This is a genomic window from Paenibacillus sp. FSL H3-0302, assembly GCF_037982245.1.
Classification (GTDB): domain Bacteria; phylum Bacillota; class Bacilli; order Paenibacillales; family Paenibacillaceae; genus Paenibacillus_AQ; species Paenibacillus_AQ odorifer.
The window spans coordinates 3,079,944-3,098,510 of the sequence record NZ_CP150284.1; the positions used below are offsets into that span (position 1 = coordinate 3,079,944).

Consider the following 18,567-nt stretch of genomic DNA (forward strand, 5'->3'; position numbering starts at 1 on the left):
AAATCTTATGAAGCATGAATTGCTGATTACTCTCGATAAACAAAGACCCATTCCATTAAGCCGTCAAATTTATGAGCAGGTTCGTAATGCTATCCATTCAGGAGCTTTAAGTGGGGGGGATTCACTGCCTCCATCAAGGACTTTGGCTAATCAACTGGAAGTATCCAGAAGTGTAATTCTTCAATCCTACGAGCTACTTCAAGCAGAGGGTTATCTGGAGATGAGAAAAGGGGCAGGAACCTATATAACGGGGCTGCCGGTGGAGGAGAAAGACCCCCAGGATTCTGAGAACCCTTACAATTTTATAACGAAGGGTCCTGATTTCCTAACACTCAATCCTACTTCTATTATAGAAAACGACTTGAACACAGTATTATGTAATTTTCGGCACGGTGTACCTGCATGGGACGCTTTTCCAATGGATCAGTGGCAAAAAGCATTAATGAATGCCTGTCGTCGTGCATCTCCTGATACTTTGGGTTACGGCCCGGTCGAGGGCTCTTTGGGACTACGCCAAGAGATTGCACGTTTATTACGGTCTACTCGTTCGATGCCCGTGGTTCCGGAACAAATTGTGATTACATCCGGGGCGACGCAGGCATTGGATATATTATCGAGAATTTTTGTTTCAAAAGGTGATCAAGTTATTGTTGAAGATCCATCACATAACGTTGTGCGGGAGATTTTTTCGTTCGCTGGAGCGGTGGTTACACCCATCAGAGTTGACCTAGAGGGTATCTGTGTAGATGAGCTCCAAGCAAGCTGTGATACCATCAAAGAAGATCCTCATAAAAAACCAAAACTAGCTTATGTCACTCCTTCGCATCAGTTTCCTTTCGGGGTGACCCTGTCGATGAAACGAAGAGTGCAGTTACTGGAATGGGCCAAAGCCAATCAAGCTTTTATTATTGAAGATGATTATGACAGTGAATACAGGTACGAGGGTCCGAAGCTATCATCACTTGCTGGACTAGATGTTGAGGGTAGAGTAATTTATGTAGGCAGTTTTAGTAAAGTGTTATTTCCTTCTCTGCGCATAGGTTATGTTGTATTGCCTCCGACTTTGATTCAACCTTTTTTGGCGGTCAAATGGATAACAGATCGTATGTCTTCTGCTTTGGATCAGGAAGCGTTGGCGGAATTTATTCAGAATGGACATTATGCAAGGCATGTTACGCAGATGGGGAAACTTTATGCTGCCCGCAGGGCTTGTCTAGTAAAAAGTTTGGATGCTGAATTTGGCAGTCATGTCCGCTATTATGGGGAAGAGGCGGGTCTTCATTTATTAATTGAGCTGGAATCCAATGCCGAAGAGCATCGTATAGCTGAATTGGCGTTACGATATGGAGTTCAGGTTTATCCTGCGTCTTCTTATTTTGTGGGCATTAAACCTCAAGGTCCTGTCTTTCTACTTGGTTATTCCAATCTCACCGAGAATCAGATTAAAATGGGTGTGAACCGCTTGATGTTAGCTGAAACGGAAGCGGCAGTTAGTACTAGAACTTAATCGAAAGCGATAGAATATCTAATTCTGGAGGTTTTTATGAAACGGTATATGTTAGGGATTGATCTTGGCGGAACCAATATTAAAGCAGGGATTTACGATACTGATTTTATGGCTGTAAAAGAAAGATCTATACCAACAGAGGCTGCTAAGGGCCCGGCCCATGTGTTGGGACGGATTAGAGAAGCAGTACGTTTAATCACGGATGAAGCGAATATTCCATTAGATTTGGTAGAAGGAATGGGAATGGGAGTGCCAGGATTACTTGATCCAGTAACGGGAATTTCTTTTTTCTCACCGAATTTTCCGGATTGGGAGCATGTACATGTTGTAGATGAGATGAAAAAATTCTATGACTTTCCTACTTTTATTGATAATGATGTTAGGGTTAATCTTTATGGTGAATGGCAACAAGGTGCAGGAAGAGGGTATAACAATCTGGTTCTGATTACCTTGGGAACGGGATTAGGGTCGGGTATTGTGAACGACGGAAAAGTGATCTATGGTACGTCTTATAGCGCGGGTGAAATTGGGCATATGAATATGTACAGGAACGGGCGTCCCTGCAAATGTGGAAGCTCCGGTTGTTTGGGGCGATATGTGTCCGCGATTGGCATGGTGAATACTTTTAAAGAGAAGCTGAAAGAAGGTCGAACAAGTATTATTCAGACTTGGACTAAGGATCAAGATGAGCAAATTACCGCGTTAATGATATCTGAGGCTTACGAACTTGGAGACGCTCTCTCTATGGAAGTAATGCAGGAGACTGGAACTATACTTGGATTTGGATTAGCGAATGTTGTGAATATCCTCAACCCGGATCTTATTATTGTAGGTGGGGGAATGGCAGCGGCGGGAGATAAATTGCTCCAACCTGTAAGAGAGACTGTGCATCAGCATGCGTTGAAGCTATCAAGCAGTAAGTGTAAAATTGTTCAAGCAGAGCTTGGGAGTCGAGCAGGAACTATAGGTGCGGCCTCTTATGCGTATAGTAAGCTGCAAGATGCAGGGAAATTAAACTTTGCTTAGTGTTATTTGTTTTTTTACATGAAATGGAACCAGATCGAGCCGCCCGGAATACAACTGTATAAAACCGTGGAGGTGCTCTTATGTTTGCAATCATGCAATTAATAGGTGGAGTGATTCTTTCTTTGGGATGGATCCCGCAGATTGTTCAAATCCTCAAATCAAAATCCGTAGCCGATTTAAATCTCAAATCGTATTTACTTATGCTGCTCGGGATTAGTTTAATGGAAGCTTATGCGATCAGTTTGGCGGTTACGGGGGTTGGATTAGCTTTTTTGATTACGAATACGATGTCTTTATGTGTTGTGTTGCTGGTTATTATTCTAGTGATTAAATATCGAACAAGACCATGAATGAAGCTAATAGATATATTCTAGATAATGAATGCAGGAGGTTAATTTGCGCGAAAAATATTATACATATGAAATCGATGCGGTAATTTTTCAATTGCAGGAAGCCTGTGATTTTGCTTGGTTAACTAAGCTGGGAAAAGTGTTTAAAGTGTTCGATCAGCAAGACTCCGGAAATCTTTCTTTTGGTGTGGAGCAGGAGGGGAAGAAGTATTTTGTGAAATTTGCTGGGGTGAAACCTTTGACTTATGCCGGGAATCCTCAGGATGCTGTTAACCGTTTAATTGAAGCTATTCCGTTATATAACGAACTTAGATATGATGCGCTGATCGCGCTACTGTCGCATTTTGAAGTTGAGTCGGGGTATGTAGCAGTATTTGATTGGTTTGCAGGTGAATGTTTACATTCGCATTGGCTGTTTGCGGGAGAAGCAAAGCTGAGTCATCCGGAGTCGCCTTTTTTTCGTTATAAGCAATTATCCGTTGAAAAACGTCTGTCTTCATTAGATGTAATCTTTTCGTTTCATGAACATGTGGAGGTACAGGGTTATGTGGCTGTCGATTTTTATGATGGAAGTATTCTTTATGATTTTGTAAACGATAAAACTAAAATTTGTGATATTGATTATTATAGAGGTAAGCCTGCTGTAAATGATCTGGGAGAGAACTTCTGGGGTTCATCCAGATTCAAGTCACCGGAAGAGTTTAGCTTGGATGCGCCGATTGATGAAGTTACGAATGTATTTAATATGGGCGCCACAGCATTTGTTTTATTAGGAGGAGCATCCGATCGATCGTTTGCAAAATGGGAAACCAGCCAAGCTCTCTACGAGGTTGCTTTGCGGGCTGTCAGTGCGGTGAGGGAGCAGCGGTATCGGAATATAGCGGAATTTAAATTGGCTTGGGATGCGGCAAAAAATGTTTGAGGCTGGAGGGAAGACGAGGGATATAATTGCTGGTAAACTTTTATGATTTGGATAAGGAAAAAGAAGTTGAGCTGAAGTACGTTGTTATTATGGTTAAACATGGTGAAGAATGGATCTTAGCGAGACATCAGAACCGTTCGACGTGGGAGTTTGCCGGAGGGCATATAGAGGTTGGCGAAATCCCGGAGCAGGCTGCTGCCAGAGAATTATATGAAGAAACGGGTGCGGAACAATTCTCACTTTTTCCAATAGCTATTTATAGGGTCACTAGTATCGACGCTCCAGAAAATTATGGTAAGTTATATTTTGCAAATGTGGAACAGTTCGCAGAACTTCCTCCTTATGAGATGGCAGAAATCAGAGGATTTACTGAGATACCAAAAGAGCTGACGTATCCCTTGATTTACCCAGCCTTGATATCAAAAGTTCAGGATTTCATTAACCATTCATCTTCAGCTGTAGGATAAGAATGATAGCCCTGCTGTTGTCACATGATATGATTAATAAATAGAACAAGCAGGAGGGATTTCATTGAAAAGAGACATTCAGCATGTACCCTATGGCTATGAGCCGCCAGTTGAGCAACGTAAAGGGACTTTAGTGTTTTACGACTCTTTTGAACATATAACAGATCAAGAGCTTGAAGTGGCGGCAAAAACTGCAACAGACCGGCGTTTCACCAAACTGGTGTTATATCCACTTCATGAGGAAACGGTGCGACGGATGACCAAAGAGCCGGTGAGCGCTTATTATAAGCGAGAGGACCGGCTGCATGAATGGAAAAGGGAGCAAGGGCGTAGCTTTATCACGGTAGAGAGTTTGGAAGGGAAGCGAAAGAAGTATACTCCGCTTGATTCAGCGTTGCGGCATCTTTTGGAGATCTATCCTTCGCCGATTTTTCTGTATTTAACGCCTGAGGTGGCGAATCAGTTTGCGTCTTATTCTTCTTTTGAAGAGTGGATTGTAAAGATTCGGTTATTGTTGCCAGCTGCACCTTTATCACTGCATCCACGGTTACTAAAATTTCGCCATCGCTGGGATGTTGTTGGAGAAGAGAGAGATTAAAATTAACAAATTTAATTTGTGCTGCTTTGTTTACGTCTGTAATTGTACATTCTCCATTGATAATGGATAAAACATCCGATACAAAAACCTAGGATTGCCACAGTGGCGGCCACCGCAACGAGCGCTGTGAAAATGTAAGCTGCGATCGTCCAGCCAACGATGAAGCTGATCAGACCCCCTGCGAGGCAGAAGACAGCAATGCTTTGATTAAACTGTTGTTGTGACCAGTCTTCGAGTACATAGTGGGAACGCTCTTTTGTCAGAAACCTGGCAGCTAGCTTAATGATGGGATTATAACCGAACAAAAGACCGAGCAATCCGGCAAACAAGGGCAGCGCTAGTATCCAGTGTTGTCCTGTTAGCCAGGTTAATATTACAGAAATGACGATAAACGCCTGATTAGTTTTTACTAATGGCCGGGGAATTCCTTTGGGCACGTTTTGCATTTTATTCACACCTTTCTCATTGGAATAATTATAGTATACGCTGTGATTGCGGGAATGGGAAGTAGAGAATTTCAAGCGGACGTGGGGTGTCGGGAGTTAATTTAGTGAGGGAGAGAGAAGGTATGGAGATGGCTGGAGGCGGATGGGGAAGATGGGGCGGGCGGATGGAGGTAGGTGGAGCAGATGGGCGGATGAAGCAGACGGGCTAGAAGGGGGCAGATGGAGCAAATGGGGCGAGTGGGGGCAGAAGGAGCAGATGGGCTGGATGGAGGCAGGTAGTAATTTATTGCGAAAATACAGATGGACATTAATAGCATCCCACCCCAAGCACATTACGTCCTCACCTCCTCTCCACAGCACATTGGGCCTTCTCTCGTTCACACCATCTCGTTCACCTCATCTGCTTCACACCATCTCCTGCACACCATCTCCTTCACCTCATCTCATTCACTCCATCGGACCCCAGAGTCCTTATTTGCGGGAAAAGTAACCTTTTGAAAGATTAACGGACCCCATTGCAGCTATGAGCACAAAAATGGATGAAAACAGTCCGGTTTGAGGGGAATAGCGGTGCTGAGGTCCGATAAATTTTGAAAAGACATGATTTAGCGCAAATAGCTGCATCTGAGTCCGATAGGAATGTTAGCTTGAGAGCAAGTGTAGTACATGGAAAACAAAAGTGTGGGAGTAAGTGTGAAGCAAGGGAGTAGACGGACAAATGCAAGCGCGGAAATAGTGTGAGGCAAGTGTGCGATCTAATGAAGCTTAATAGCTCGATGAGAAGTAAATGTGAAGTAGAAGGATGTACGAAATTAGGAGCTATCGGACCCCAGAGTCCTTAAATGCTGGAAAAGTAACCTTTTGAGTAATTATCGGACTCCATTGCAGCTATGTGCACAAAAAGGGATGAAAGTAGTCCGGTTTGAGGGGAATAGCGACGGTGAGGTCCGGAAAATTGTGAAAAGACATGATTTAGCGCAAATAGCTGCATCTGAGTCCGATAGGAATGTTAGCTTGAGAGCAAGTGTAGTACATGGAAAACAAAAGTGTGGGAGTAAGTGTGAAGCAAGGGAGTACACGGACAAATGCATACGCGGAAATAGTGTGAGGCAAGTGTGCGACCTAATGAAGCTAATAGCTCGATGAGAAGTAAATGTGAAGTAGAAGGATGTACGAAGTTAGGAGCTATCGGACCCCAGAGTCCTTATATGCTGGAAAAGTAACCTTTTGAGTAATTATCGGACTCCATTGCAGCTATGTGCACAAAATGGGATGAAAACAGTCCGGTTTGAGGGGAATAGCGACGGTGAGGTCCGAAAATGAGCCCAAAAGCATGTTTTAGCGCAAATAGCTGCATCTGAGTCCGATAGGGAGGATGGAGCTAACCCAACCAACCCCCACGATCTTCCACCAAAATTACTTTGAATTTAAGTAATTTATGTGTTGACATATCTCTTTGAAATATGGTTTTATTATGTAGACCAATTGTTATAATGCAAAGGAAGTGTCAGCTTGTCAAACAAGCCGAATACGCGTGAGGCGATTTTGGACACAGCTTCGAAATTGTTTTTTTCTCAGGGATATCATGCAACAGGACTGAATCAGATTATTAAAGACAGCGATTCACCGAAGGGGTCTCTTTATTACTACTTTCCTCACGGTAAAGAAGAACTGGCTTTAACATGTATTAACCGGACTAGTGAAGTTGTCGCTCAGAAGCTTAGACATCATATGGAGAACAGCAAGAGTGCGTCTGAGGCAATGGAGGATTTCATTCTAGGAATGGCTAAAGATGCTGTGGAATCCTCATACGAAGGGATTGTTCCGTTTAGTTTTTGGTTGGCGGCGGAGACATCCTGTATTAGTGAGGAGCTGCGGACTGCATGTAAATCTGTGTTTATGGACTTGCAGGATGTGATCAAGAAACGTCTTTTGGATGAGGGCGTAGAGAACAAGCCCGCGGCCGATAAGGCTTCAGTGGTAATCTCTTTATTTGAAGGGGCGCTTCTCCAGACGCTGACTTTTCGGGAGGAACAACCGCTTCTCGCGGCGGCAAAGTTTATCCCAGTAATACTTGGTTAGATACAGACAAATAGATAAGATTATCAGGAGGATTAAGGGTGGAAGCAACTATGCAAGGGAATCAACAAAAAGAGGTCAAGAAGTTTAAGACTATTCCAATTCTTGTCTCTTTATTACTAGCAGGTTTTATCGGAATGTTCAGTGAAACGGCATTAAATGTTGCCTTAAGCGATCTTATGAATGTCCTACAAATTACCCCAGCAACAGCACAATGGTTGACAACAGCTTATCTGCTTACACTGGGTATATTAGTACCAATTTCGGGGATGCTGCTTCAATGGTTTTCGACGAGACAGCTGTTTATAGCCGCTTTATGTTTTTCAATCCTAGGAACATTCCTAGCGGCAGTATCACCTAACTTTGAGTTCTTACTTACAGCAAGAGTGGTTCAAGCTATGGGAACAGCGCTTCTGTTACCACTGATGTTTAATACAATCCTTATCATCATTGCTCCTGAAAAACGTGGGGCAGCAATGGGGATGATCGGTCTGGTTATTATGGTTGCTCCGGCGATTGGGCCTACCATTGCTGGACTGCTTATTGAAAGCCTCAGCTGGCACTGGATCTTCTGGTTGTCATTGCCATTCTTAGTGATTGCATTGATATTCGGGATTCTGTTCATGCAAAATGTAACAAAGGTGACGAAACCGAAGATTGATATCCTCTCCATTGTGTTGTCTTCACTCGGGTTTGGTGGTATTGTGTTTGGTTTCAGCAGTGCCGGTGAAGAAGCGGGCTGGGGAAGTCCGAAAGTGATCATTGCGATCATCGTAGGTGTAGTAGCGCTGTTATTGTTTGGACTTCGTCAAATGAAGATGAAGGAGCCAATGATTAATCTGCGTGCTTTTAAATATCCAATGTTCGCTATTGGTGTAGCTATGGTATTTATCTGTATGATGGTTATTCTGTCCTCCATGTTGATTCTTCCGATGTACCTTCAACAAGGACAAGGTTATACAGCTTTCAAAGCGGGTCTGTTGCTGCTTCCAGGTGGAATTATAAACGGATTGATGTCCCCAATTATGGGTCGTATGTTTGATAAATACGGTCCGAAATGGCTCGTGATTCCAGGTCTGATTATTGCAGCAGTAGCCTTGTGGTTCTTCTCCAGTATTACTGTAGCTTCTACGGTTGTGTTCGTAATCGTACTTCACAGTACGCTTATGATTGGTATTTCGATGGTATTTATGCCGGCACAGACGAATGGTATTAACCAGTTGCCACTAGAACTTTATCCAGATGGTACAGCTATTATGAATACACTGCAGCAGGTTGCTGGTGCCATTGGTACTGCATTAGCAGTCAGCATTATGACCGCGGGTTCAAAAAGCTACATGAAAACTGTGGAGAACCCAGCAGATCCAGCTAATATGTTACCTGCGTTCACGAACGGTGTACAAAATGCTTTTATTTTCGGAATGAGTATGGCGATTGTAGGACTAATTCTTGCTTTCTTCATAAAAAGAGTAGTTGTTAATCATAAAATGAATACCCCGATGCATTAATAAATAAATTTGACGCAAGAAAAGGTGTTCGAATAGGTTAGTTTGTAAAATCCCCTTAGGATAGACAGTGAAAAAAAGTTCATGATCTCATGGACTTAACACTGTTGATCGAAGGGGATTTTTTTGTTCGCAATAAGAAAGAGGACCACTCCTCGGTAGAATACCGAAAAGCGACCTCCACTTAATATTTTTTTCAAGAAAAATGCTGGGATATATTAGTCAGATATTCTTCTTCGGCCGTATTTTCTTTCATTTGAATGAGCATTTTTGCATCTTCACCAACAACATATCGGAATTGACTTGTCCCATCTGTGGCGGCTTGATATATTGTTTCCGCAACAAGTTCTGGAGGCGAAGCATACGCAGGTTGTTTTTCCATCTCACCCAATTTACCCAAAAATGCAGTAGTAAAAGGTTTATATTCCGTTAATGCTTCATTAAAAAAGAACTCCATCGATCTACCACCAAAGTCTGTCTGAATGGCACCAGGTTCAATTAACTTTACTTTGATGTTTTGTGATGCTAATTCATAAGATACGGATTCAGAAAAACCTTCTACGGCAAATTTCGTTGAATGATACAGAGACATTGTAGGAAAGGTAACTTTTCCACCCATAGAAGAGATATTGATTAGCAAACCATCTTGATTAGCTCTAAAATGTGGCAGCATGGCTTTAGTCATACTGATAAGACCAAAAACGTTGACTTCAAACTGTCTTCTGATCTGCTCATCTGTAGCTACTTCTATAAGTCCCATTGTTCCATAACCAGCATTATTGAGAAGAACGTCAATTTTACCGAACCGTTTGATCGCCTCCTCTAACGCAGGTTGAATCGTGTCTGCTTTCTCAACATCGAGCCGTAACACCAACACATTATCAAGTGTAGTGAATTCACTTTCTTGTTCAGGTGAACGCATCGTGGCTACCACATTCCATCCTCTTTCAGCAAAATGTTTTGCTGTAGTTCTACCGATACCAGACGAAGCACCCGTTATAAAAATTGTTTTCATCTACAATTCCTCCTAAAAGTTTTATGAGCGGTACATCTTAACCTGGTTCGTATTAAAACTCACTTCGTAAGTACTAACTTCTCCATGTTTAACAATCCCTCAGCAATGGTTGTTAGTTTAGCCTTATATTCTTCTATGCCAATTTGAATGCAGATGATCTGTGCTGGATGCATTTCATCTTTATAAAGCGAATACTGAGCGAGTAATTGATCTAACTTATGTTGTGATTCCTCTTGAGCTTGCTTCAACCAAATAATCACCTTCTCATACCCGACAAATTCACCAAAATAAAGCCTCATCATAAAATCAGATTTCTTAATACTGTCAGCCTCTAGTGGGGCTAGTAAATAGGCATTAAAACTATCTCTTCCTTTATCCGTGATGTTTAAAAGATTTTTATTAGGCTTACCTTCCTGAGGTATGTTTTCCTTAGTAATCAGACCCTCCTTTTCCATGCGAGCAAGTGTAGGGTAAATCGTTCCATAACTAGAACTATAGAAATTAGAGAATATTTCCTCCAATAACTGCTTTATTTCGTATCCAGTCAACGATTTTTTCATAAGCATGCCTAAAATAACATCCTGACTGTTCAAAATAGGGCCTCCTTTAAGTTTCTAAATATTTGTATATCGTTATCACAATATATCAGACCTTTATATATTGAGTCAATATATATTGGACGGATACTTGGAGTTGTTTTTTTATGTATTCATAATAATTAAGAGACATCCCGAAAAAACGACGATCGCTCCCTGGCAGAATACCGGGGAGCGATCGTCATTTAATTCTCACTTATTAAATTTTCATTGTGTCCATTCCATCATATATACTCGTTGTAACTCCACGTTAAGGATCACGATACAGTAGCTACCATCATCTTTTTTCTTATAGTAATAGAATCCTCTTTCTTCGAGTTCTATAGGGTTAGCCCAAAATAATTTTTCGTATTTTTCTTTTTCATTTGGATAAATGGCAATCACAGAGTCTTTGAAACTTGATATTCTCTCTTTTAAGGGGTCAATGGATTCAACATTGAGGGGATGCCAAAATGCTGCATCTTTGATTTCTTTGAATTGCTTTTCGTCATAATCTAATACGTAATAGCTTTCGCCATCCCCATGGAAACTGGGTGGACTTTCAAATATCACCTTTGACTCTGTAGGTTTAGAGATCGATATGCCCCAATTTATCTTCCACGTCTCATAATAGTTCATCGAATTGTTACGGAGCATATATCCAACGAAAACAAATATGAATAGAACGGTAAAACTCAAGATTGTTATTGTTGTTTTTCTCATCGTTGATCTCCTCAACATCCTGCTTGTATTACCATTATTATACATGAATGAGGAGGGAATAAGGGATTCTTAATAGAAACTTTACATGCATAGATTTACGATGTATAGTTATCCTAGGTATAAAAGGATAACTAATATTCATGATATACAGATATTAGTCATTAGAAGAGGAAGCAAATCAACGGTATAAATCCCGTAGAATGAGCCGAATCCGGTCCCAAGCCAATTGTAAAGTTAGAATTTAGGAGGTGTTAGCTGTTGAAAGTAAGTAAAGAGATGCTGAAGGGCAGTACGGGTACGTTAATTCTGACTCTTTTACTGGAGAAGCCATTATATGGTTATGAGTTAATCAAAGAGCTGGAGCTGAGATCACAGGGTGTTTTTTCATTAAAAGAAGGAACCTTGTATCCAATTCTGCATGCGATGGAAAGTGAGCGCTGGGTAGAGGCTTACTGGATGGAGGTAGAGGGAAGGAAGCGTAAATACTATAGAATTCTGGATGAAGGTAAAGAGAAACTCAAGGAGAAAAAAGCAGAATGGGTTATGTTTAAAGGTGCAGTTGACTCCGTTCTGGGAGAGGGTGGTGTATGATGAAAGAGAGGCAGCAGCAATTTTTGGATGAAGTGTGTGCAGAGATTAAAGCGAAAAAAACTCACCCAGAGATACGTCAAGAATTAGCTAGTCATCTAGAAGATTTAATTTGTGAAAAAGAATCAGACGGTGTATCACGGGAAGAAGCCATAGCTTGGGCGATCGCACAAATGGGGAACCCGCAAACGTTAGGAAAGGAACTTCATCTAATACATAAACCACATGTACCTTGGGAATTGTTTGGCGTTGTAGCTTTATTATCCGCGATCAGTCTGATCGGAATGAGTTCTGTGGATGTAGGCTACAGTGATATTGTTAAAGGTGCTTTTTTGGATAATGCGTTTAGACGCCAAGCGATAAATATACTCATTGGAATTGTATTGATGTTTGGATTGTATTTCATTGATTTCAGAAAGCTGAGAAGTTTCTCGTGGGTATTATACGGAACATCAATAGCAGGAATTCTGTCGAGTATATTCTGGGGGATAACAATAAATGGAGTAAATTATGGTCCTAGGATTTTTTTGATCTTACCTGATATGACATCCTATCGTCCTTATGTTTTGATAGTCGCGTTAGCAGGGATTTTAGTGAATCGTAAGGAATCGGCTAAAAAGAAAACTTGGCGGAGTGGGTTGTTCGACATAAGCCTTCTGTTAGCACCTGCATGGCTTCTTATCTCTCTAAACTCTCTTCCAGAGCTTGTGGTGTATCTAATCTCTTCACTAGTATTATATGTATGGATTACTCGCGATTGGATAAAGAGTGTAGTATTATTAGGGTTCTTTGTAATAGTTGGACTAATGTTCATCTTCAATAGCGACTACCTGATGGCCAGAATTATTAGTGCAATAAATCCATCTTTAGATCCAGAAGGTTATGGCTATATCTATCAAGTAATGCGTGAAGTTATTAGTTCAGCGGGTTGGTGGGGGCACGGATTCGGAGCAGTAGAACAAAAGCTGCCGTATGTTTACTCAGATATGTTGCCTGTCTATCTTATTCACTGTTTTGGTTGGGCGGGGGCGCTGCTTTTGCTTGCAGTTATCTCCTGGTTCTTTATCAAGCTTCTATCTACGATACGAGCGATTCGTGATCCCTATGGACAAGCTTTAGTGTTGGGTTTGGCATTTTTGCTAGCCATAAGACTAACCTATGGTCTTGCTGTTTTGAGCGGCGGAATGATGCTGACTTCTATCCCGTTCCCTTTCCTGAGCTATGGGAGTCATGTATGGTTTGAATATGCGGCTATTGGACTTTTGATGGGAATTTATCGTAGGAAGGATATTGGAGCCGTCCAGGATAATACTGTACTGAGTTAGATTCAGGATCCTCTCGTATGTCTAATTATTAAGTATGAATACTTAAGGGAGGTCTTTTAATGGGATGGAAAAAAACAGGCTTGTTAAGTGTTGCCTTTGCCCTAGGCTCTATGGGAGGGTTTGGGAGTATACATACAACTGATACTGTAGCTGCCGCAACTGTGAAAGAATCTGCAAAAGTCTATAACCAATTCCAACAATATGTACAGAAACCGGCATCTCTTGCTAACGCACGGAATTATTTGATTAACCATATCAAAGAAGTGGATACCTGGACAGCAACTCAGATGACACTCCAGCTCGAAAATGCACAGAAGGCATATTTACCTGTGTACTCTGAGAAGGTTTTTCCGGAGAATGTTCAGAAAGAGATAAATAATGCTTTTTCCAAAAGCAAAAATCTAACCTACAGCACACTCCTTAATGCGATCAAAGATGCTAATGTACGCAATATGTTAATTGAAGGACGGGATAAGGGGTATAAGCTGGAGACTAGTGAGGGCATGTACTATCCAGTGATGCATTATGAGGGGTTCAAAAGCTTTAAGCCGTATGTCACGAAGGACATCGCTGCTTATATAGACATCATGGCCACTGAATCGAATCAACCAAGTGTTTTTGATGCAGCTATTGTGATTAGTTGGACAGAGTTAACGAACAGGGCGCTTGCACTGGAGGACTTTGTGACGAAATACCCAGCTTCCAATCGGTCAACCATTCTTCAAAAAGAGCTGCTCAATGCAACTTCACGCTTATTATATGGATCAAGCAACACACCAGCTTATGACTATGATGAGCAAGTAATCAAACCTGAAGTAAAGAAGGCGTATGAGAATGCATTAAAAGGAAACAAAGGCGATACCAGAATCCTAATGATTTTAGAAAAACTACTGCAGTTACTTGATTCCACGAATAATAAACTCACACCTGAAGTGGAGAAGTTTCTGAATCAAACGGTTAATTCGAAATGAAGAGGCGGGATCTATTGAGAAGCGGATTTAGAGGAACAAAAATCATAGTTTTCGCATTTGTGCTGTTGTTATGGACAAACACTATTTTTATGGGCAGTGCAGATGCAGCTTACGTTGGATCATCTACAGACAATGTACTGCAGCAAATGCAGCTGGAGAAGAAAAACCGTCTGCCGCAAGGATTTGTCTATTTGGATGAAGTGATTCCTACTGCCCAATTTGAAATTCGCTATTACGGAGACAATAATTTTGTAGGGAAGCGGATTGATGGTTATAAAGCGCCTTTAGCGATCTTTTCACGGACTGCAGCTACAGCCTTGAAGGCAGTAAGTGAGGATTTAGCCAAAAAAGGATATATCCTAAAAATCTATGATGCTTATCGTCCGCAGACCGCGGTGAATCATTTTGTAAGATGGTCACAGAATTCCGCGGATACTAAGATGAAGCAGCAATATTACCCGCTACTGGATAAACGTAATTTATTTAAACTCGGATTTATAGCGAAAAAATCAGGACATTCCCGTGGCAGTACCATCGATTTAACGATCGTCAATAAAGAGACCGGTGTAGATGTAGATATGGGCAGCCCGTTTGATTTTTTCGGAGAGATCTCTTTTTATGATACATCGTTGATCACCAAAACTCAGAAAGCAAATCGCGCAATTCTCAAAGAGGTTATGGTGAAGCAAGGCTTTAAACCTTATAGTAAGGAATGGTGGCATTTTACGCTGATAAAAGAGCCTTTTCCTAAGCAGTATTTTGACTTCAAGGTGGAATAGTTATTTAAAAGAAGCGGCCCAACATAATGTTGAACGGCTTCTTTTTTTGCTTGTCTTGATTATCCTTAGGATTAGCACATGCTGGAAACGCACATAATACTTGTAATAACTAAAGGGAGGTTTCGAGCGGATGATCAAAATGGCAGCGGTTGTTGTGTTAGGTGTTCTGTTTTTAACTAATGGATTTGGTGGATTTGCCGCTCCAACAGTATGGGCAGACTCCGGCCAGGTTAGCGTAATTTTGAATGGTAAACTACTGGAAACTAATCCCCATTCAGCCTACAATAAGGGTTCCACGGTCATGATTCCGCTCAGAGAGGCTTCCAATGCACTGAAATATACAACAACATATCAAAAAAGTTCAGAAACTATAACGCTAACAAGGATAAATGAAATAATTAAATGGAAGCTTAACGAACATTTAGTTAGCATCAATAATGCACAAGAGTTGGTTTTTAAAGATGATTTCGAATTCAGACAGGATCATATCTATGTTCCAATCTCCTTTTTTAAGACAATTGGTTTAGTAACCTCATATGATGGGGAGTCCAATCAAGTTGAAGTGTATACCCCTGAAGTGACAGCGAGTGTTATAGCGGGGTTACTGGTCGGCGGTAAATATAATGAATTATCGGAGCGATATCATTATGATGTGGTCGTAAATAAGCCAAGCTCAAATGGATTACTGGAAGACTGGAAGCAAATTACGATAAAAGCCGGGAATTATCATGGGATTAAATCTACAAAAAGTAGCTATAACGAGGATCAATTTTCTATCCGCTGTGTATTGGATTTTGCAGAGACAGAGATTCCACTTGAAATTATTTTGAACACATCGGGCAAAATTATAGAATTAAGAGAGACGCTCTAATCGGAAAATGATTCCATGATGACTATGCACATTTCCCAAGCGAGAAGATTTTAGGGGATTATGCATAGTCTTTTTGCTGTTCTAATATACTTTCCCAGATAATTTCTGAAGGGTATCGTAAACCCGATGTGTTTTTAATGTAAAAAATGGTTTTATTTGTTGACTTCCAGATTCATCGAATGTAAATTAAAATTTGAAATAATCAATAAAGCATTTAATTAAATTAGAGAAATGAGTGGAGTACTGGATGACAAAAACAATGAATGGAATGAGTACTGCAGAAGAGCAACCCTTTTCGTTAAAAGCAATCATCCCCCCGCTTCTTGCTATTATTGTCGGTATGATTATGGTTATTCTGGATGGTACTGTTGTGAATGTGGCCGTTCCCAAGCTGGTTGATTATTTTGCTTCCGATCTCAAAACGATTCAGTGGGCGATTACGGGTTATACTTTAGCTTTAGCGGCTGTAATCCCACTCGCGGGCTGGATGACCGATCGTTTTGGATCGAAACAAGTTTTTCTGGCAACTCTTACGATGTTTATTCTTGGCTCTATGTTATGTTCGGTTGCACAAAGCTCATCTCAGCTCATTATTTTTCGAGTCATTCAAGGTCTTGGCGGGGGGATGGTTGCTCCCATTGGGATGGCGATGGTTTTTAAATTAGCTCCAGTAGAACGTCGAGGTTCTATTATGGGGATGCTTGGTATTCCAATGCTCTTAGCTCCGGCACTCGGTCCAGTCTTATCCGGTTGGCTGGTGGAGTACGTAAGCTGGCACTGGATCTTTTTGATTAATGTACCTATTGGAATTGTTGGCATTATTCTTGGTGTTAAATATTTGCCGAAGTCTGAACAAAAGAGCAAAGGCAAACTCGATATCCTAGGCATTATCCTTGCCCCAATTGCCTTCTCTATGTTGGCTTATGGGGTGAATGAAGGCGGTGGAACAAGCTGGTCGTCTACTCCCGCTATTGTTGGCTTATCTGTTGGAGGGGTTGCATTGATCCTTCTTGTCATTGTGGAGCTGCTTCACAAAAATCCGCTTTTACAACTGCGAGTTTTCCGTTCGTCGGATTTCACTCGGGGTATTATTTTAACTTGGGTTATGCAAGCTGCTTTGTTTGGGTCCATGTTATTTGTGCCCCTTTACCTGCAGCAGATTCGAAGCTATACCCCGCTGGAGACCGGCCTGATTCTACTTCCGCAGGCTTTAGCTTCAGCAATCGGAATGCCGATTGGCGGCAGGTTGTTTGATAAGATCGGGGCTCGTCCGCTGGCGTTTGTTGGACTTAGTATCATTACGGTCACCTTGTTCCTGTTATCCGGAATTAGTGTTACAACAAATTTATCGTTAATTATGACATACCTGGGTTTCTTAGGCTTTGGGATGGGTCTAACGATGATGCCTTTGAATACTCATGTTTTGAATGCTGCTCCACGTGAATGGGTGGGAAGTGTAACTTCACTAACTGCTGCTGCTCAACAAGTCGTTGTTTCATTTGCTATAGCTGGAATGACAGGTTACCTGACTAGTCAGATCGCTGTTCATATGGGAGCACTGAAAGCGGGAAGTAATCCTTTGACAGCCGCAGTTAGTGGTTTTGATGATGTGTTCTTCCTGTCTGGCTGCATAGGAGTGGTAGGTGTATTGATGAGTATTATTTTGCGCAAGCCTAAGCTTTCTGCTGGCGATCCTACCTCTGGAGAGGGACAGAAGGCAGATGCGGCGATGATGATGGGGCATTAATTGAACCCAAAAACATAGATAATATAGAAAAGGCGTCGTTCAGCTTGTATAGTTGAACGACGCCTTTATTGTTATAAATGCTCTGGTTTCTTCTGAGCCCACGATGCGGGGAGACTTGCTTTACCAAGCAGCTCAGAAGCCACGATTCCCAGCAGAACAAGCGCTGCGCCAGCATAGCCTTGCATCGATAACTTCTCAGCAGCGAACCAATAACCAAACATCGCAGCGAAGACCGGCTCAAGGGAGAAGATTAGTCCGGTGCGGGTTGGTGAAGTATATTTTTGAGCAATAGGTTGCAGGATGAAGCCACAGGCACTGCATAGGATACCAAGCGCTAGAATTGCTGCCCAACCTGGCAAAGTAGAGGGGAGCGAAGGTGTCTCGAAGATTGCGGACAACACTAAGGCCAACCCTCCGGCAAATCCTAACTGCAAGATTCCAATATTCAGGGAATCACATTCTTTTACCGCCTTGCCTGTAAATAAGATCTGTACCGCATAGAACACTGCCGAAAGGATACACAGAAAGTCACCCGGTTGAATAGTTAAGGTTGCATTTAAGGTAAGAAGTCCAATCCCGGCTATGGCGAGGATGGAGCCGAACACTTGCGGAGGTGCAACTCTTTTTTTGAAAATAACTCGATCCAAGATCGGTACAAAAATAACCGTCAATGCAACTAAAAATCCTGCGTTTGAGGTGGTGGTTGTTTGAAGTCCGAAGGTTATACATGTGAATACGCCTAGCAGGAGGAATCCGAGGAGAGCACCATATTTTAATGTTCTCATGTCTACTCGTCTTAATCGTTTGTGGAATATCATAGCGGCTAATATAAAAGCAAGTCCGAAGCGGAGTGCAATCAGATTGAATTCGCCTAACGTACCTAACCCCATTTTCATAAATATGTAAGAGGAGCCCCAAAATAATGTTACAACTAACAGCAGCAGCTCAGCTTTGAGCGGTTTCATCTCTTCATCCATCCTTCTTCATTTTCAACTCAATATAGTATAATACGGCTCTATACATAAGGTAACTGAATGTTTATCATAGAATACATGAGTAAAACTTATGTAATT

The 18,567-nt window shown here is 41.6% G+C and carries 19 protein-coding genes; 14 read left to right on the forward strand and 5 right to left on the reverse strand.

Annotated features, from left to right (window positions below; translation table 11 throughout):
• Positions 1-7 precede the first annotated feature (7 nt).
• From MHH50_RS13685 to MHH50_RS13710, 6 genes are all read left to right on the forward strand, one after another.
• Complete coding sequence (locus tag MHH50_RS13685) at positions 8-1,507, forward strand: PLP-dependent aminotransferase family protein (RefSeq protein WP_340034455.1); 1,500 nt, start codon at positions 8-10, stop codon at positions 1,505-1,507.
• Positions 1,508-1,543: 36 nt separating this feature from the next.
• Positions 1,544-2,533 carry an ROK family protein gene (locus MHH50_RS13690; RefSeq protein ID WP_076309347.1) on the forward strand — a complete coding sequence of 330 codons (990 nt, stop codon included), beginning with the start codon at positions 1,544-1,546 and terminating at the stop codon, positions 2,531-2,533.
• 80 nt (positions 2,534-2,613) lie between these two features.
• Positions 2,614-2,883 carry a PQ-loop domain-containing transporter gene (locus MHH50_RS13695; protein ID WP_076126195.1) on the forward strand — a complete coding sequence of 90 codons (270 nt, stop codon included), beginning with the start codon at positions 2,614-2,616 and terminating at the stop codon, positions 2,881-2,883.
• Positions 2,884-2,929: 46 nt separating this feature from the next.
• Positions 2,930-3,805: a serine/threonine protein kinase gene (locus tag MHH50_RS13700; RefSeq protein ID WP_256717446.1), complete on the forward strand. Its 876-nt coding sequence runs from the start codon at positions 2,930-2,932 to the stop codon at positions 3,803-3,805.
• Positions 3,806-3,831: 26 nt separating this feature from the next.
• On the forward strand, positions 3,832-4,272 hold the full coding sequence (locus tag MHH50_RS13705) for an NUDIX domain-containing protein (protein WP_076218016.1): 441 nt from the start codon (positions 3,832-3,834) through the stop codon (positions 4,270-4,272).
• Positions 4,273-4,336: 64 nt separating this feature from the next.
• Positions 4,337-4,870 (forward strand): hypothetical protein, encoded by a 534-nt coding sequence (locus MHH50_RS13710; protein WP_076218015.1) that lies wholly within the window; start codon positions 4,337-4,339, stop codon positions 4,868-4,870.
• Positions 4,871-4,881: 11 nt separating this feature from the next.
• Here MHH50_RS13710 and MHH50_RS13715 read toward each other — a convergent pair whose 3' ends face one another.
• Complete coding sequence (locus tag MHH50_RS13715; protein ID WP_076126204.1) at positions 4,882-5,316, reverse strand: DUF4395 domain-containing protein; 435 nt, start codon at positions 5,314-5,316, stop codon at positions 4,882-4,884.
• A gap of 1,512 nt (positions 5,317-6,828) precedes the next feature.
• On the opposite strand from MHH50_RS13715, the gene MHH50_RS13720 reads away from it, so the two are divergent.
• Positions 6,829-7,398: a TetR/AcrR family transcriptional regulator gene (locus MHH50_RS13720; protein WP_076186025.1), complete on the forward strand. Its 570-nt coding sequence runs from the start codon at positions 6,829-6,831 to the stop codon at positions 7,396-7,398.
• A 50-nt stretch (positions 7,399-7,448) separates the two neighbouring features.
• Positions 7,449-8,903, forward strand: coding sequence for a DHA2 family efflux MFS transporter permease subunit (locus tag MHH50_RS13725; RefSeq protein ID WP_076130929.1), 1,455 nt, complete (start codon positions 7,449-7,451; stop codon positions 8,901-8,903).
• A 193-nt stretch (positions 8,904-9,096) separates the two neighbouring features.
• Here the strand turns inward: MHH50_RS13725 and MHH50_RS13730 are convergent, their stop codons facing one another.
• The 3 genes from MHH50_RS13730 to MHH50_RS13740 form a co-directional block, all read right to left on the reverse strand.
• Complete coding sequence (locus MHH50_RS13730; RefSeq protein ID WP_076186022.1) at positions 9,097-9,915, reverse strand: SDR family oxidoreductase; 819 nt, start codon at positions 9,913-9,915, stop codon at positions 9,097-9,099.
• A 59-nt stretch (positions 9,916-9,974) separates the two neighbouring features.
• Positions 9,975-10,508 (reverse strand): PadR family transcriptional regulator, encoded by a 534-nt coding sequence (locus tag MHH50_RS13735; RefSeq protein WP_081388325.1) that lies wholly within the window; start codon positions 10,506-10,508, stop codon positions 9,975-9,977.
• Between the two features lie 210 nt (positions 10,509-10,718).
• A complete protein-coding gene (locus MHH50_RS13740) occupies positions 10,719-11,213 on the reverse strand; it encodes a hypothetical protein (protein WP_076308577.1) in 495 nt (164 codons plus the stop codon).
• A 258-nt stretch (positions 11,214-11,471) separates the two neighbouring features.
• On the opposite strand from MHH50_RS13740, the gene MHH50_RS13745 reads away from it, so the two are divergent.
• The 6 genes from MHH50_RS13745 (at position 11,472) to MHH50_RS13770 (ending at position 17,494) form a co-directional block, all read left to right on the forward strand.
• Entirely contained in the window at positions 11,472-11,804 is a 333-nt protein-coding gene (locus MHH50_RS13745; protein WP_036678319.1) for a PadR family transcriptional regulator, read from the forward strand.
• The gene (locus MHH50_RS13750) at positions 11,801-13,126 is read left to right on the forward strand and encodes an FtsW/RodA/SpoVE family cell cycle protein (RefSeq protein WP_076129289.1); all 1,326 of its coding nucleotides are present in this window, start codon (positions 11,801-11,803) and stop codon (positions 13,124-13,126) included. Before MHH50_RS13745 ends, MHH50_RS13750 begins: the two co-directional genes overlap by 4 nt.
• 59 nt (positions 13,127-13,185) lie before the next feature.
• Positions 13,186-14,097, forward strand: coding sequence for a hypothetical protein (locus MHH50_RS13755; RefSeq protein ID WP_076129290.1), 912 nt, complete (start codon positions 13,186-13,188; stop codon positions 14,095-14,097).
• 14 nt (positions 14,098-14,111) lie between these two features.
• Entirely contained in the window at positions 14,112-14,876 is a 765-nt protein-coding gene (locus MHH50_RS13760; protein ID WP_217696535.1) for a M15 family metallopeptidase, read from the forward strand.
• 130 nt (positions 14,877-15,006) lie between these two features.
• On the forward strand, positions 15,007-15,747 hold the full coding sequence (locus tag MHH50_RS13765) for a stalk domain-containing protein (protein WP_076186004.1): 741 nt from the start codon (positions 15,007-15,009) through the stop codon (positions 15,745-15,747).
• Between the two features lie 247 nt (positions 15,748-15,994).
• The gene (locus MHH50_RS13770) at positions 15,995-17,494 is read left to right on the forward strand and encodes an MDR family MFS transporter (RefSeq protein WP_076279000.1); all 1,500 of its coding nucleotides are present in this window, start codon (positions 15,995-15,997) and stop codon (positions 17,492-17,494) included.
• 71 nt (positions 17,495-17,565) lie between these two features.
• Here the strand turns inward: MHH50_RS13770 and MHH50_RS13775 are convergent, their stop codons facing one another.
• Positions 17,566-18,459, reverse strand: a complete 894-nt coding sequence (locus tag MHH50_RS13775) for a DMT family transporter (protein WP_076129293.1) — start codon at positions 18,457-18,459, stop codon at positions 17,566-17,568.
• Positions 18,460-18,567 lie beyond the last annotated feature (108 nt).